The sequence below is a fragment of the Pseudomonas sp. PA1(2017) genome (assembly GCF_001945375.1).
Lineage (GTDB): Bacteria > Pseudomonadota > Gammaproteobacteria > Pseudomonadales > Pseudomonadaceae > Aquipseudomonas.
This window is the reverse complement of record NZ_MSXU01000009.1, coordinates 1,416,306-1,431,119: the sequence shown is the minus strand read 5'-3', so window position 1 is coordinate 1,431,119 and position 14,814 is coordinate 1,416,306. Positions and strand designations below refer to the sequence as shown.

The window sequence follows — 14,814 nt, the reverse complement described above, 5'->3', positions numbered from 1 at the left end:
GGCCCGCATGCGCAACGCCCTGGACGAGATCGTCGTCGACGGTATCAAGACCAACGTGCCGCTGCACCGCGACCTGGTGCGCGACGAGGGGTTCTGCCAGGGTGGGATCAACATCCATTACCTGGAAAAGAAACTGGGCATGGACAAGCACTGAAACGATCTGCCCGTAGCCTGAGTAGCGCTGGGCTCAACCGCAGGCTAGGGCGTCGTCCGTCTTCAGAGCATTTCCGCGGCAACTGCTGCGCGGATGGCTTCCAATAGCATCATGCACGCCGGGTTGTCGTTGTTGCTGCGCCAGGTCAGGTGCAGCTCGCTCTGGATGCCTTCGCCGAGGTCGATCTCGCGAAAGCACACGTTCTTGAACACTACATTGGTGGCGCAGCGAGGTACCAGGGCCAGGCCCATACCGGCGTTGACCAGCGCCAGAATGGTCAGCGACGAGCCCAGCCATTGCACGTATTCCGGGGCCACGCCGGCCGAGCGAAACATGCCGGTCAACAGCTCGTTGAACGGCGGGTAGGCGGCGTGGGAGTACATCAGGAAGGGCGCGCCATCCAGATCCCGGACGCCCACCTGACCAACCGCGGCCAGCGGGTGCTGGCGGGGGATGGCCAGCACGAAGGGTTCGCGCACCAAACATTCGTTTTCGTAGCCGGCCTGCAGCAGCGGCTGGCGCACGATGCCCAGGTCGATGCGCCGGGTGCGCAGCGCTTCGTGTTGCTGGTGGGTGTTCATCTCGCTCAGGGAAATCTTCACCTGGGGCTGATTGAGGCGCGCCTCGGCGATCACCCGGGGCAGGAATTCATACACTGCACTGCCCACGAAGCTGATGCTCACCGAGCCGATATCACCGGCGGCGAAGCGCCGCGCCGAGGCGGCGGCCTGGTGGGCGCGCTCCAGCAGGTTCTGCGCTTCGATGAAGAACGCCCGGCCGGCGGCGGTGAGCGCGACGCTGCGCGTACTGCGGGTGAACAGTTCGACGCCCAGGCTGTGTTCGAGCAGCTGGATCTGCCGGCTCAGTGGTGGCTGGGTCATGTTCAGCCGTTCGGCGGCGCGGCGAAAGTTGAGTTCGGTGGCGACGGTGGTGAAGCAGCGTAGTTGAGCGAGCTCGAACATTGATCTAATCCAGGTATCAATCGAATGCCAATATAGATTAGACGGGATCAATGCCCGCGTACATGATCGGCGCATCCCACAAAAACAATGATCGGGAGTCGCCCCAATTGAATAACGTCCAAGGTTCAGCCGACCCGCAGGTTGTCGCCCGCGCGGTCTCGAAAGTGAAACGCCACGTCTTGCCGCTGTTCGTGGTCATGTTCATCGTCAACTACATCGATCGGGTGAACATCGGCTTCGTGCGCAGCCACCTAGAAACCGACCTGGGTATCGGCGCCGCTGCTTATGGCTTAGGCGCCGGCCTGTTCTTCATCGGCTACGCGCTGTTCGAAGTTCCCTCGAACATGCTGCTGCAGCGCTACGGCGCCAAGGTGTGGCTGACCCGCATCATGTTCACCTGGGGCGTCGTCGCCACCGCCATGGCCTTCGTGCCCAACGAAACCTGGTTCTACATCCTGCGCTTCTTGCTCGGCGTCGCCGAGGCCGGGTTCTTCCCGGGCGTGGTGTACTACTTCACCAAGTGGCTACCGGCTGGCGAACGCGGCAAGGCCATGGCCATCTTCCTGAGTGGCTCGGCGATCGCTTCGATCATATCCGGCCCGCTCTCGGGCGCGTTGCTGCAGATCGACGGTCTGGGCATGAAGGGCTGGCAGTGGATGTTCTTCATCGAAGGCATGTTCTCGGTGCTGCTGTGCGGCTTCGTGTGGTTCTGGCTGGACTCGCTGCCCAAGGACGCCAAGTGGCTGACCCGTGAGGAAAGCCAGGCCCTGACCGACTGCATCGACGAAGAGCAGCGTCAGCGACAGCTGGCGGCGGGGGAGACCGGTGCGGTCAAGCACTCGGTGTTCAAGTTGCTGCGTGACCCGCAGATCATGCTGTTCTGCTTCCTGTACTTCTCCATTTCACTGACCATCTATGGTTGTACCTTCTGGCTGCCGAGCATCATCCGCTCCATGGGTGGGCTGGGCGACTTCGAGGTCGGCCTGTTCAACTCCATTCCCTGGATCATCTCGGTCGCTGCCATGTATGCCTTCGCGGCCCTGGCCTCGCGCTACAAGTGGCAACAGGCCTGGGCCTCGGCGGCGTTCATCATCGCGGCGTTCGGACTGTTCATGTCGACCACCGGCGGGCCGGTGTTCTCCTTCGTCGCCATCTGCTTCGCGGCCATTGGCTTCAAGGCGGCGTCCTCGCTGTTCTGGCCGATTCCCCAGGCCTATCTGGATGCGCGCATCGCCGCGGCGGTGATCGCCCTGATCAACTCGGTAGGCAGCCTGGGCGGCTTCGTGGCGCCGGCCACCTTCGGTTATCTCGAGCAGCACACAGGCTCCATCGAGGGCGGGCTGATCGGCCTGGCCGTGGTCTCGCTCGTTGCCGGCATCCTGGTGTTCATGACCAAGACCAGCAAGGGCGCCAAGGGCAACGGCAATGGCGTGAGCCCCAAGCCTGCCGTAACGCCTGCCTGACATGCACCGGCGCTGGCCAGGCCCGCGCCGCTACTTCCAGCACAAGGAATTTGAATGATGAGGATCAAACAGGTACGCGTGACGCCGATTGCGTTCCGTGACGCACCGCTGCTCAACGCCAGCGGCATCCATGAGCCCTACGCACTGCGTTCGATCATCGAAGTGGAAAGCGACAACGGTTTCATTGGCCTGGGCGAAAGCTACGGCGATGCGCCGGTGCTCAGCGTGCTGCAGGCCATGCAGGATTCGCTGGTCGGTCTCGACCCCTTTGACCTGAACGGCTTGCGCGCCAGGGTGGTGAAGACCGTGACCGCGCTCAAACCGGGCACCGCGGGCGCCGAACTGGCGCCGGGCTCGCACCCGAGCAAACAGGTGGCCAATGCCTATTCGGCTTTCGAGGTGGCCTTTCTCGATCTGCAGGCGCGTTCCCTGGGCATGCCGCTGGTGGATCTGCTCGGTGGTGCGGTGCGCGATCGCGTGCCATTCAGCGCCTACCTGTTTCTCAAGTACGCCGAGCACGTGGGCTCACCCTACAAGCCCGATCGCTGGGGCGAGGGCATCAGCCCCGAGCAGATCGTCGCCCAGGCGCGCACCATGATCGAAGAGAACGGCTTCAAGAGCATCAAGCTCAAGGCCGGTACCTTGCTCGGCCCTGAGCATGAAGTGGCGTGCATCAAGGCGCTGCGCCAGGCCTTCCCGGAAGCGCCGCTGCGTATCGACCCGAATGGTAACTGGTCGGTGGAAACATCGCTGCGCATGGCCGAGCTGATGGGCGATGATCTGGAATACTACGAAGACCCGTGCCCGGGGCTGGAAGGCATGGCCGAGGTGCACAAGCGCACCGGTATCCCGCTGGCGACCAATATGGTGGTCACCGACTTCGACGAGTTCCGCCGCAGCGTGGCGCTGAACAGCGTGCAGATCGTGCTGGCCGACCATCATTACTGGGGCGGCTTGCGCGATACGCAGATCCTAGCGCGCATGTGCGACACCTTTGGCCTGGGCGTGTCGATGCATTCCAACTCGCACTTGGGCATCAGCCTGATGGCCATGACCCATGTGGCGGCGGCGGTGCCGAACCTGTCCTACGCCTGCGATACCCACTATCCGTGGCAGGAGCCGGACGAGGAAGTGATCAAAGGCGGCAAGCTGCCCATCGTCGACGGCTGCGTAACACTGACCCACGCGCCGGGCCTGGGCGTCGAGCTGGACTACGACCAGTTGGCCAAGCTCAACGACCAGTACCTGACCTGCGGCATCCGCTCGCGTAACGACGTGACCCAGATGCAGAAGTACGACCCGAGCTGGAAGGCGCTCAAGCCGCGGTTCTGATCCGCCACCTGCCGAGGTGGCCGTCATGGCCACCTCGACCTTCTTAGAGCTGCTTGATTAGTGCTAGCGCTGCTTGGCTTTCTATTACCTGCGCGTACTCATCCTGCAGATTGGCCAGCGCCATGGCATGCACGTCCTCGGCGCTGCGCAGCACCCCGTGGTAGTCGGTCTTGGCGAAGGTGAAGCAGCCATCGGCGATCACATAGGTGGTGAAGCCCAGATTGCCGGCCGTGCGCGCTGTCGCTTCCACGGAATTGTTGGTGCTGACGCCGACGATCACCAGCGAATCCAGGTCGCGAACCCGCAGCCAGCGTTCCAGTGCCGAGTTGATGAATGCATCCGGCACGTTCTTCTCGACCACATGTTCCTGGGGCAGCGGCTGCAGCGCTGTCTGGAATTGCGCACCTGGCTGACCCGGTGCGAACGGCGAGCCTGGCGAACGGGAGATGTGACGCACATGCACCACCGGTGCGCGCGCCGATCGCCAGGCCTGTAGCAGTTCGGCGATGCGGTTCGGGGCGTCGGGGCCTGCTGCCGGTTCGAGCATGCCGCGCTGCATGTCGATGATGATCAGGGTAGGGAGGGCCATGAGACTGCCTTGTGTCGGGTGGAAGGGCACTTCTGCGGAAATTACCCCTCTATAGAATAGTCCCCCTCCCTTCCAGTATTGCATCTTGCACGACCAGAATCTGGTTACCGTGCAGGATGCATAGTTCAATTATTTTTTATCTTTAAATAGTCCTTTTAAATCAGTGACTTAGTTTTTTCCTATAGCTGGCATGCAGTCTGCAATATCCCTCTCGACGAAGGAACACCACTCAGAGGGTACGAGCCATGCAATACGCCATCCAGCACCTGATCGAAAACCTCCCGGACTACGCCATCGATTTCAAGAAGCGCCCCGACGGGATGTTGCTGATGACGTTGCGCAAGGATGGTGAAGTTGCTTTCGTGAAGGCGATCGACCGTCAGACCGTTTTCTGCGAGACCCGCGTTCAGGCGCTGCTGCATGAGATCATGCGTGACAGCAAGTTGATCAGTGGCGAAATCAACTGGAAGGGGCAGGGCGCCCAATGGATCGATCGCAGTCTGCCAACCTTCACAGGCGCGCCGATCAACCCGACTGCTGCCAAGATGATGTGGGCCCGTCGTGGTCGCGACGGTTCCTACCGCGCTACCGCCTGATTCCGTCCAGCAGGCTCAAAGAAGCCCCGCCCAACCAGGCGGGGCTTTTTCGTGCTCGCGAGGTGACTTTCCGTGAGCCAACCTCATGACCCGCGGCGCCAGCTCGATGATCGAGTGGATGCGCAGCGCAACGCCATAAATTGTTACGCAGCCATGACATGCCGTAACGGCATCGCAAAGCCCGCGTAGAAGGGGCTTGGCCGCTCTCAAACGCCTTTTTCAGCGTCCTGAAAAAGGCGGTGTGGGCGATCAGCCAGTACCTGTCACAAAAAGTTCATAGGATTGATGCAAAGTGCGGGCTCCCTCTCACAAGGAGTTCCCTAATGAAAAAGCTAATCAAGTCTGCCGCCATCGCCTTCACGGTTTCTCTTTGTGCCACTTCGGTGTCCTTTGCCGCGGAAAATCTGCGACTGACCGGCTCCGGTGCCAGCTTTCCTGCACCGATCTACCTGACTTGGTTCAAGGATTTCAGCAAGAACACCCCCGGCGTCACCGTTGACTACCAATCCAAGGGTAGCGGTGCCGGTGTACAGGATTTTCTGAACAAGACCGTCGACTTCGCGGCCAGTGACTCGGCGATGAAAGAGGAAGATATCGCCAAGGTGGCCGAAGGCGTTCAACTGCTGCCGATGACCGCGGGCGAAATCGTTCTGGCCTACAACCTGCCAGGCAACCCGAAGGGCGTTAAGTTGCCTCGCGACGTCTACTCCAACATCTTCCTGGGCAAGATCACCAAGTGGAACGATCCGAAGATCGTTGCCGCCAACCCCGATCTGGAACTGCCCGACCTGCCAATCACCGTCGTCGTGCGCGCTGACTCCAGCGGCACCACTGCCGTATTCACCAAGCACCTGTCGGCCATCAATGCCGAGTTCAACAAGGAGCTGGGCGAAGGCAACACCGTCAACTGGCCAGGCAGCGACAAGTTCATCAAGTCGCCGAAAAACGATGGCGTGACCGCTACCGTTCGCCAGACTCCCGGCTCCATCGGCTACATCGAGTACGGCTTCGCCAAGCTGGCCAAGGTCGACTTCGCCGTGCTGGAAAACAAGGCTGGTGAATATGTAGTGCCGAACGCTGAAAGCGGTGCCGAAGCACTCGCCGCGGTGAAAATGCCGGAAAACCTGGTGGCCTGGCTGCCGGATCCGGATGGTGCCAAGTCCTACCCGATCACCACCTACACTTGGATGATCTTCCGCAAGGACAACGGCAACCCGGCCAAGGCCAAGGCCCTGCGTGACATGGTCGAGTACAGCCTGACCGAAGGTCAGAAGATCGCCGATTCGATGGGTTACATCCCGCTGCCGCAATCGGTCATCGATCAGGTCCGCAAAGCCTCTGCCAACATCCAGTAATGCCCGCACGGCTCCGTCGGGGTGGCTGTTAGCTCCGCCCGACGGAGTTCTGCATATGCGTCGGAATTAGCCAATGACCAGCCCTTTCCTTGTTCCAGACAATCCTGATTCTGCTTGTCGGCCGCCTTCCAAGAAGGATTTTCTGGTCGACCGCACCTTCCGCGCACTCGCCCGAGTGGGCGTGGTTCTGATTCTGGCCGTGGTCTTCGCCCTGGTTTTCGAAGTCGGAAGCAAGGCATTGCCCGGCATGCAGGAGTACGGTTTCGATGTGCTGTTTGGCACCGTCTGGGATGTCAATCAGAACAAGTACGGCATCCTGCCCGCCATTTGGGGCACGCTGTACAGCGCCTTTATCGCCTTGTTGATCGCTGGGTTCTTCGGCATCAGCATGGCCATCTTCCTGACCCAGGATTTTCTGCCTGCCAAACTCGCGGCGGTCTTTCGTACCATCGTCGAGCTGCTGGCGGCCATCCCCAGCGTCGTGTACGGCCTGTGGGGTATCTACGTAGTGATCCCGGCCATCCGGCCGCTGACCACCTGGCTGCATGCCGAACTCAGCTGGATCCCCTTTTTCGGCTCATCGCTCAGCGGCCCTGGCCTGCTGCCTGCCGCGCTGGTGCTGGCGATCATGATCCTGCCGACCATCGCAGCGGTTTCTCAGGATGCGCTCTCCAGCGTCCCGATGAAGACCAAGCAAGCCGCCTACGGCATGGGCACCACCCATTGGGAGGCGATTCTCAAGGTGATGGTGCCGTCCGCCGCGACGGGCATCTTCGGGTCGCTGGTGCTGGGCTTAGGCCGCGCGCTGGGGGAGACCATGGCCCTGGCCATGCTGGTCGGTAACGCCAACAACATTTCCCTGTCGCTGTTCGCCCCGGCCAACACCCTGGCGGCGCTGCTGGCCCTGAACTTCCCGGAAGCCGGGCCGCGCGAGGTCGAGGTGTTGATGTACGCCGCACTGGTGCTGATGCTGATCACCCTGATCGTCAACATCATCGGCTCGATGCTGATGGTCTACGCCCAGCGGGGCAATAAACAATGACTAACCTGACTGCTCCTCCCGCCGCAATGCCGAGCCTGCAGCGCCGCTTCGAGGGCCGCGCGCTGCGCAGCCTGGTGTTGACCGGCATGGCCTGGCTCGTGGCATTGCTGGCCAGCGTGCCGCTGCTCTCCGTGCTCTACATGCTGATCACCCGCGGCGGCGCGCGCCTGAGCCTGGAAGTGTTCACCGAGCTGCCGCCCACTGGTTTCGAGACCGGTGGCGGTTTTGGTAACGCCATGGCCGGTACCTTCGTGATGGTCGGCATCGCAGCGGCCATCGCCGTGCCGGTCGGCATTCTGGCGGCGATTTTCCTGGCCGAGTTGGGGCCGGATAGCAAGCTCGCCAATGCCGCGCGCTTCGCTGCCAAGATGCTTACCGGGCTGCCGTCGATTCTCGCCGGGGTGTTCGCCTACGCACTGGTGGTGGTCACCACCGGCACCTACTCGGCACCGGCCGGCGGTGTGGCGCTGGCGGTGTTGATGCTGCCCATCGTCGTGCTGACCGCCGAAGAGGCGATGAAGATGGTGCCCAAGGTCATGAAGGACGCCGCCTACGGTATGGGCTGCACCCGCTCCCAGGTGGTCTGGAAGATCATCCTGCCGACCGGCCTGCCGGCGATTCTCACCGGCGTCATGCTGGCTGTGGCCCGCGCCGCTGGCGAAACCGCGCCGCTTCTGTTTACCGCGCTGTTCAGCAACTACTGGATCTATCACAACGGCGAGCTGGCCGTGATGAATCCCACGGCATCGCTTGCCGTACTGATCTACAACTTCTCCGGCATGCCGTTCGACAACCAGCTCGAGCTGGCCTGGGCCGCCTCGCTGGTCCTGGTGCTGATCGTGCTCATGGTGAATGTCATCAGCCGTATTTTCGGCAAGCCCAAGTATTGAGAATCGGAGCACTCTGATAGTGAACCAATTATCCGCACAAATAGCCGCCCCGTTCGAGACTCAAGCGCCCGTGGTCATGGACTGCAAGCTGGACAAGATTTTCTACGGTAACTTCCTGGCCGTGCGCGACAGCCACGTGCCGATCGAGAAGAACAAGATCACCGGTTTCATCGGCCCGTCCGGTTGTGGCAAGAGTACCGTCCTGCGCAGCCTCAATCGCATGAACGATCTGGTCAAAGGCTTCCGCTTCGAGGGCCACGTGCACTTCCTCGGCCAGGACGTTTATGGCAAGGGCGTCGATCCGGTGGTGGTGCGTCGCTACATCGGCATGGTGTTCCAACAGCCCAACCCGTTCTCGATGAGCATCTTCGACAACGTCGCGTTCGGCCTGCGCCTCAATCGCTACAAGGGTGACCTGGGCGACCGCGTCAAGCACGCTCTGCAAGGCGCCGCGCTTTGGGATGAGGTCAAGGACAAACTCAAGGTCAGCGGCCTGTCGCTGTCCGGGGGCCAGCAGCAGCGCCTGTGTATCGCTCGCGCCATCGCGACCGAGCCGGAAGTGCTGCTGCTCGACGAACCCTGCTCGGCGCTCGACCCGATCGCCACGCGCCGGGTCGAAGAGCTGATGATCGAGCTGAAGAAGGATTACACCATCGCTCTGGTTACCCACAACATGCAGCAAGCCATCCGTGTAGCCGACACCACTGCGTTCTTCTCGGTGGACATCTCCCAGGGCACCCGCACGGGTTACCTCGTCGAGATGGGCGCGACGGACCAGATCTTCGGCAACCCACGAGAGAAAATGACCGAGGACTACATCAGCGGCAAGTTCAGCTAACCGCTGTAATCGTTGCAGGCCGAATGCCGTGAGGAGTGGAAACACTCCAACGGGTATCGGCCGTTTTGTCGTTTCAAAATTTTTCGTACAGGAATGCCAATGCCTGCCAAGCGTCGCCTTGATTTACCTGCAGTGGAGCACGCCCTTCGTGAAGTGCAGAGCCGGTTCGCCGACCTCAGCCGGCACTTCACCGAGCCCCGCGATCCGCTGACCGACGAAGTGCTGGAAAATGTGCTTGAGGGCTACGCGCTGATTGACGATTATGTCGCCCGCGGCATCGACCTGTTCGAACTGCAGAACCTGAACCTGATGCTGGAGCTCAATGCCACTGTGCTCTGTGGGCAAGACGCGGCGCGTCGGCAGGAGTTCGCCCAGCACCTGGCGGCGACTGAAGCGCACTTCTTCAACAACATCGAAGGCGGGATCAAAGACGTGTTCAACTGGTATTGCGCGCATCGCGGCGAATCGGTCTGGAAGCGTGCCGCCGGCGTCTACGTTCGGATTCTCAGCAAGCCGCAGCTGTTCATCGAAGGCAACAACCGTACCGGCTCGCTGATCGTCAGCTACCTGCTGATGCATGACGGTCAGCCGCCTTTCGTGCTGACCCTGAAAAATGCCGAGGGCTACTTCAACCCTTCTTCGGTGATCCGCAACTCTGCCAAGCACGGTGTGAAGGCCTTGTACGAACTGCCCAAGATCAAGAAGAAATACGCCGCCTTTCTGGAAGATCAGTCGCCCGAGCGCAAAAAGTTCTTTCTCAGCGAGAAGAAACTCGCGGCTGGACAGCGGTGGGAGGCGTAATGAACAAGCGTTTTGCAGCCCGTTTGTCTCACCTCACCGATCTGCCCACGTTGCAGAGCTTCAAGGGGCTCGTGCCGCTGGCTTCGCTCAAGCGCCAGCGCCTGCGTATTTCCTTCGACATCGACGACACCCTGGCCTGCCAGGCCCTGCATAGCGAAGCAGAGCCGAGCAAGCTGCCGGCGTTCGTCCATCGCTGGCTCGGCGAGCCGCTGCGTATCGGCACCCGTTCACTGATTCGCGAGCTGCGTCGTCAGAATTGCAGCGTCTGGATCTACACCTCGTCCGGGCGCACGCCAGCCTACATTCGGCGCTGGCTGATGCTCCACGGCATCCACGTCGACGGGGTGGTGAACAGCGTGCGTCACAAGCATGCGCTGACGGAGCGCGGGCTTTCGCACGCGCCCTCGAAACTGCCGTCGGCATTCGATATCGACCTGCACGTCGACGATTCCGAAGGCGTGCAGATAGAAGGCCAGCATCATGGCTTCCGCGTGGTGGTGGTGCGCCCTGATGACCAGCAGTGGGCGCAGCAGGTGCTGGGTGCCGTGGCCAAGGTGCAGAAGCAGATGAGCCGACAGCAGAACGTGCGTCGCGCCAAGGCCGTGCAGGGCGCGCAGGTTTATTCGTCCTGAACCAGGCGCGTTGAATCGACCTTTACAAAACGCCCGGCATCAGCCGGGCGTTTTCGTTGGTCAGCCGGCCAGCACGCTGTCGACCAGCGCCTTGGCTTCACTCTGAATGCGCTCGAGGTGCGCATCGCCCTCGAAGCTTTCGGCGTAGATCTTGTAGACGTCTTCGGTACCGGACGGGCGGGCGGCGAACCAGCCGTTGTCGGTGACCACCTTGAGCCCGCCAATGGCCGCACCGTTGCCCGGTGCCTCGGTGAGAATCGCGGTGATCGGCTGGCCAGCCAGCTCGCTGGCGGTGACCTGGGACGCCGACAGCTTGCTCAGGCGGGCCTTCTGCTCGCGATCCGCCGGCGCGTCGATGCGTTGGTAGACCGGCGCGCCGAAACGCTCGGTCAGCGCCTGGTAGCGCTCGCCCGGGTCCTTGCCGGTGACGGCGGTGATTTCCGCCGCCAGCAGGCCGAGGATGATGCCGTCCTTGTCGGTCGACCAGGCGCTGCCGTCCTTGCGCAGGAACGAGGCGCCAGCAGACTCTTCACCGCCAAAGCCGAACCGGCCTTCGATCAGGCCGTCGACGAACCACTTGAAGCCTACCGGCACTTCCACCACGTCGCGGCTGATGCCCTTGGCCACGCGGTCGATCATCGACGAGGACACCAGGGTCTTGCCGATGGCAGCCTGGGCCGCCCACTGCGGACGGTGGGTGAACAGGTACTCGATGGCCACGGCCAGGTAATGGTTGGGGTTGAGCAGGCCCACGGAGCGGGCGACGATGCCGTGGCGGTCGTGGTCGGTGTCGCAGGCGAAGGACACGTCGAAGCGGTCCTTGTTCTCGATCAGCCCGGCCATGGCATGGGGCGAGCTGCAATCCATGCGGATCTTGCCGTCCCAGTCGACGCGCATGAAACGGAAGGTCGGGTCGATACGGGTCGACAGCACCTCAAGCGGCAGGCCGAAGCGCTCGGCGATGCGCGTCCAGTAGTGCACGCCAGCGCCGCCCAGCGGGTCGACCGCGAATTTCAGGCCCGAGCCGCGAATCGCCTGCATGTCGAGCACCTGCTCGAGATCGGCGACGTACTGTTCGATGAAGTCGTGGCGCTGGGTGGTCGGGGCTTTCAGGGCGCTGGCGTAGTCAATGCGCTGCACGCCCTTGAGGCCGGCCACCAGCAGTTCGTTGGCGCGTTCCTGGATCCACTTGGTCACGCCAGTGTCGGCCGGGCCACCGTTGCTGGCGTTGTATTTGAAACCGCCGTCAGCCGGCGGGTTGTGCGAAGGGGTGATGACGATGCCATCGGCCAGGCCGCTGCTGCGGCCTTTGTTGTAGTCGAGGATCGCCTTGGAGATCGCCGGGGTAGGGGTGTAGCCCGGCTCGCCGGCGGTTTCGCTGCAGCCGGCATCGATACGGGTTTCGATGCGGTTGGCGGCCAGCACTTCCAGGGCGGAAACGAAAGCGGGTTCGGATAGCGCGTGAGTGTCCATGCCGATGTACAGCGGGCCGTCGATGCCCTGGCCGCGGCGGTAATCGCAGATCGCCTGGGTCACGGCGAGGATGTGCCATTCGTTGAAGCTGTTCTTCAGGGAAGAACCGCGGTGGCCCGAGGTGCCGAAGGCTACCTGCTGAGCGGGATCGCTCGGATCCGGGCGCTCGCTGTAGTAGCGCGCCACCAGGCGTGGCAGGTTGACCAGGCTGTGCTCGTCGGGAAGGAGCCCCGCGTTGCTGTGAATGCTCATCAATCGTTCCTTTGATGGGGTGAAAGGGCCGGGCGGCTGTCGCGGCACGCCTGACGTCGGACTCGGGTTCGACACCAGGGCGGTGGGCTGGAGTTCCCCATACTCGCGCTGCGGATGATAAAGATTGCGCGGTAAAGCGCCAGTACCCCATAACTGGCCACTTGGTCAGCTTCGATTGCAAAAGCACGGCACTTTGCATGAGTGCGATAGATTTTTTTTACGCACGAGTTGATAGCACTTTGCTAGTGTTCAGTTATGCGAGCCGGAATCGGCATCGCGTTGCTGGGCCGACAGGGAGTGGTTGGTAGAACGCCTCTGATCTGGTGCCGCCATGAACCTTCGCAGCTTCAACATCGCCCCCCGTGCCGCCTTCTGTTTCGCGCTCATCACCTTGCTGGTGATGGTGCTGGGCGTATTCTCCCTGTACAAGCTCGGCGACCTCTACGAGGCCGAGCAGGACATCGAAACCAACTGGATGGCGAGCATCCAGGCCACCGGCGAGATGCAGAAGGATCTGCTCAACGTACGCCTGGAAACCCTACGCATGCTGGCCGTGGTCGAGAACACCGCGCAGCTGACGTTCGACGAAAGCGCCGCGCAGCAATACCGTGGCGCGCTGCAGCAGGTGCTCGAACAGTACGGCCGTCATCTGGTTTCCTCGGATGTAGAGCGCGCAATGTTCACCCGCATCAACGCCAGCGCCCGGAGCTACCTCGATGGCCAGCAGGAGATCGTCCAGTTCCTGCGCCAGAAGCAGCTGCCCCAGGCGCTGGAGCTGGCCAACGGCCAGGTGCGCGATGCCGGTAATACGCTGCAGCAGCAGCTCGACGAACTGACCACTTACAATATGCAGGGTGCCAAGCAGGCCGGCATCAATGCCAATACGACATTCCAGCATGGCCGTACAGGCGTGCTGGTGACCATCAGCGTCGCGGTGCTGCTGACCGTGCTGCTGGCGACGCTGCTGACCCGTTCCATCGCCGCGCCGATCAGGGAAGCGCTGCAGAGCGCCGAGACCATCGCCTCGGGCGACCTGAGCCGCACCGTGCAGGTCACCGGCAAGGACGAAGCCTCGCGCCTGCTGGCCGCTCAGGCCGCCATGCAGAAGAACCTCAACGACGCCATCCGGCAGATCAGCGACTCGTCCACTCAACTGGCCGCCGCGGCCGAGGAAATGGCATCGGTTACCGAGGAGAGCACCCGTAACCTGCAGAGCCAGAATGCCGAGATCGATCAGGCCGCCACGGCGGTGACGCAGATGAGTTCGGCGGTCGACGAAGTGTCGCGTAACGCCAGTGGTGCTTCCGATGCCTCGCGCGAGTCCACCGTGTCGGCCAATGCTGGCAACCAGCACGTGGCGCGCACCGTATCGGCGATCCGCAACCTGTCGAGCAACGTCATGCAGGCCTCCGATCAAGTGCAGGGCCTGGCCGACCAGGCGCGGGACATCAGCAAGGTGCTGGACGTGATCCGCAACGTCGCCGAGCAGACCAACCTGTTGGCGCTCAACGCCGCCATCGAGGCGGCTCGCGCTGGTGACCATGGCCGCGGTTTCGCCGTGGTGGCTGACGAAGTGCGCGGGCTGGCCCATCGTACCTCGGCCTCGACCCAGGAAATCGAGCAGATGATCGCGGCAATCCAGGCCGGCACCGAGAAGGCCGTGCAGGCCATGCGCGGCAGCAGCCAGGAAGCCACCAATACCCTGCAGGTCGCTGACGAGGCACGCGCCGCCCTGGGGCAGATCGTCGATTCCATCGGCATGATCAACGAGCGCAACCTGCAGATCGCTACCGCTTCGGAAGAACAGGCCCATGTGGCCCGCGAGGTGGACCGTAACCTGGTGAGCATTCGCGACCTGTCTATCCAGAGCGCTTCGGGTGCCAACCAGACCGCTGCGGCCTGCAGCGAACTGGCGCATCTGGCTCAGGGGCTGAACAGCCTGGTGGGCCGCTTCAAGCTCAGCGCCTGACTCCATGAGCGGATAGCGGCGCGTTGACCATGGTCAATGCGCCGCCAGCGTGGCTATGATGCAGGCCATGAATTCTTCCCTGCCGATCCGTCATCCCTGCCCACCGGGCGCTTGCGACTGCGAGCGCGAGCAGTTGCTGGACGTGCCCGGCGGCGATCAGCGCATCCTGCTGCTGACCAAGGCCGAGGAGAAGCGCCTGCTCGAGCGCCTGGAAAACCTGGCCAGCCTGGAAGACCTCGAACGCATGCAGCAGCGCATGTTCGAGCAACTGGGGATTCGCGTCGAAGTGGCGCCAGGATTCAACGAAGTGCGCAGCATGCGCGGCATTTCCATCGAAGTGCAGACTTTTCCCGGTTTATGCCGCAAAACCCGCCAGGCGATCCCGGCCGCCATCCGCCGAGGCCTGGAGCGACGCCCGGAAATCGCCTACGCGCTGCTCAACGCCCACGACCTGTTCCGCGACCTT

General features: G+C 62.3%; 14 protein-coding genes and 1 pseudogene. 12 read left to right on the top strand and 3 right to left on the bottom strand.

Features of this window, described 5'->3' with window-relative positions; translation table 11 throughout:
• Positions 1–154: pseudogene (locus BVH01_RS13475) on the top strand (acetyl-CoA carboxylase biotin carboxylase subunit); the annotation flags it as partial.
• 62 nt (positions 155–216) lie between these two features.
• Here BVH01_RS13475 and BVH01_RS13470 read toward each other — a convergent pair.
• Complete coding sequence (locus BVH01_RS13470) at positions 217–1,116, bottom strand: LysR substrate-binding domain-containing protein (protein ID WP_075930777.1); 900 nt, start codon at positions 1,114–1,116, stop codon at positions 217–219.
• Positions 1,117–1,223: 107 nt separating this feature from the next.
• Between BVH01_RS13470 and BVH01_RS13465 the strand changes: the two genes are divergently transcribed.
• Positions 1,224–2,579 (top strand): MFS transporter, encoded by a 1,356-nt coding sequence (locus BVH01_RS13465; RefSeq protein WP_075931032.1) that lies wholly within the window; start codon positions 1,224–1,226, stop codon positions 2,577–2,579.
• 57 nt (positions 2,580–2,636) lie between these two features.
• The gene (locus BVH01_RS13460) at positions 2,637–3,911 is read left to right on the top strand and encodes a glucarate dehydratase family protein (protein ID WP_075931031.1); all 1,275 of its coding nucleotides are present in this window, start codon (positions 2,637–2,639) and stop codon (positions 3,909–3,911) included.
• 43 nt (positions 3,912–3,954) lie between these two features.
• Here BVH01_RS13460 and BVH01_RS13455 read toward each other — a convergent pair whose 3' ends face one another.
• Entirely contained in the window at positions 3,955–4,500 is a 546-nt protein-coding gene (locus BVH01_RS13455) for a cysteine hydrolase family protein (protein WP_075930776.1), read from the bottom strand.
• Positions 4,501–4,745: 245 nt separating this feature from the next.
• Between BVH01_RS13455 and BVH01_RS13450 the strand changes: the two genes are divergently transcribed.
• The 7 genes from BVH01_RS13450 (at position 4,746) to BVH01_RS13420 (ending at position 10,654) form a co-directional block, all read left to right on the top strand.
• Positions 4,746–5,096, top strand: coding sequence for a hypothetical protein (locus BVH01_RS13450; RefSeq protein WP_070886468.1), 351 nt, complete (start codon positions 4,746–4,748; stop codon positions 5,094–5,096).
• A 323-nt stretch (positions 5,097–5,419) separates the two neighbouring features.
• Complete coding sequence (gene pstS, locus BVH01_RS13445) at positions 5,420–6,451, top strand: phosphate ABC transporter substrate-binding protein PstS (protein WP_075930775.1); 1,032 nt, start codon at positions 5,420–5,422, stop codon at positions 6,449–6,451.
• Between the two features lie 73 nt (positions 6,452–6,524).
• The gene (pstC, locus tag BVH01_RS13440; protein ID WP_075930774.1) at positions 6,525–7,493 is read left to right on the top strand and encodes a phosphate ABC transporter permease subunit PstC; all 969 of its coding nucleotides are present in this window, start codon (positions 6,525–6,527) and stop codon (positions 7,491–7,493) included.
• The gene (gene pstA, locus BVH01_RS13435) at positions 7,490–8,383 is read left to right on the top strand and encodes a phosphate ABC transporter permease PstA (protein ID WP_075930773.1); all 894 of its coding nucleotides are present in this window, start codon (positions 7,490–7,492) and stop codon (positions 8,381–8,383) included. Before pstC ends, pstA begins: the two co-directional genes overlap by 4 nt.
• Before the next feature lie 76 nt (positions 8,384–8,459).
• A complete protein-coding gene (gene pstB / locus BVH01_RS13430) occupies positions 8,460–9,221 on the top strand; it encodes a phosphate ABC transporter ATP-binding protein PstB (protein ID WP_070886465.1) in 762 nt (253 codons plus the stop codon).
• Between the two features lie 99 nt (positions 9,222–9,320).
• Positions 9,321–10,022, top strand: coding sequence for a hypothetical protein (locus BVH01_RS13425; RefSeq protein ID WP_075930771.1), 702 nt, complete (start codon positions 9,321–9,323; stop codon positions 10,020–10,022).
• A complete protein-coding gene (locus BVH01_RS13420) occupies positions 10,022–10,654 on the top strand; it encodes a hypothetical protein (protein ID WP_075930770.1) in 633 nt (210 codons plus the stop codon). Before BVH01_RS13425 ends, BVH01_RS13420 begins: the two co-directional genes overlap by 1 nt.
• Before the next feature lie 60 nt (positions 10,655–10,714).
• Here BVH01_RS13420 and pgm read toward each other — a convergent pair whose 3' ends face one another.
• Positions 10,715–12,379 (bottom strand): phosphoglucomutase (alpha-D-glucose-1,6-bisphosphate-dependent), encoded by a 1,665-nt coding sequence (gene pgm / locus BVH01_RS13415; protein WP_075930769.1) that lies wholly within the window; start codon positions 12,377–12,379, stop codon positions 10,715–10,717.
• Between the two features lie 331 nt (positions 12,380–12,710).
• Between pgm and BVH01_RS13410 the strand changes: the two genes are divergently transcribed.
• Positions 12,711–14,348, top strand: coding sequence for a methyl-accepting chemotaxis protein (locus tag BVH01_RS13410; RefSeq protein ID WP_075930768.1), 1,638 nt, complete (start codon positions 12,711–12,713; stop codon positions 14,346–14,348).
• A gap of 67 nt (positions 14,349–14,415) precedes the next feature.
• Positions 14,416–14,814, top strand: a 399-nt coding sequence (locus BVH01_RS13405) for a hypothetical protein (RefSeq protein WP_075931030.1), incomplete at its 3' end; no start/stop codon positions are given.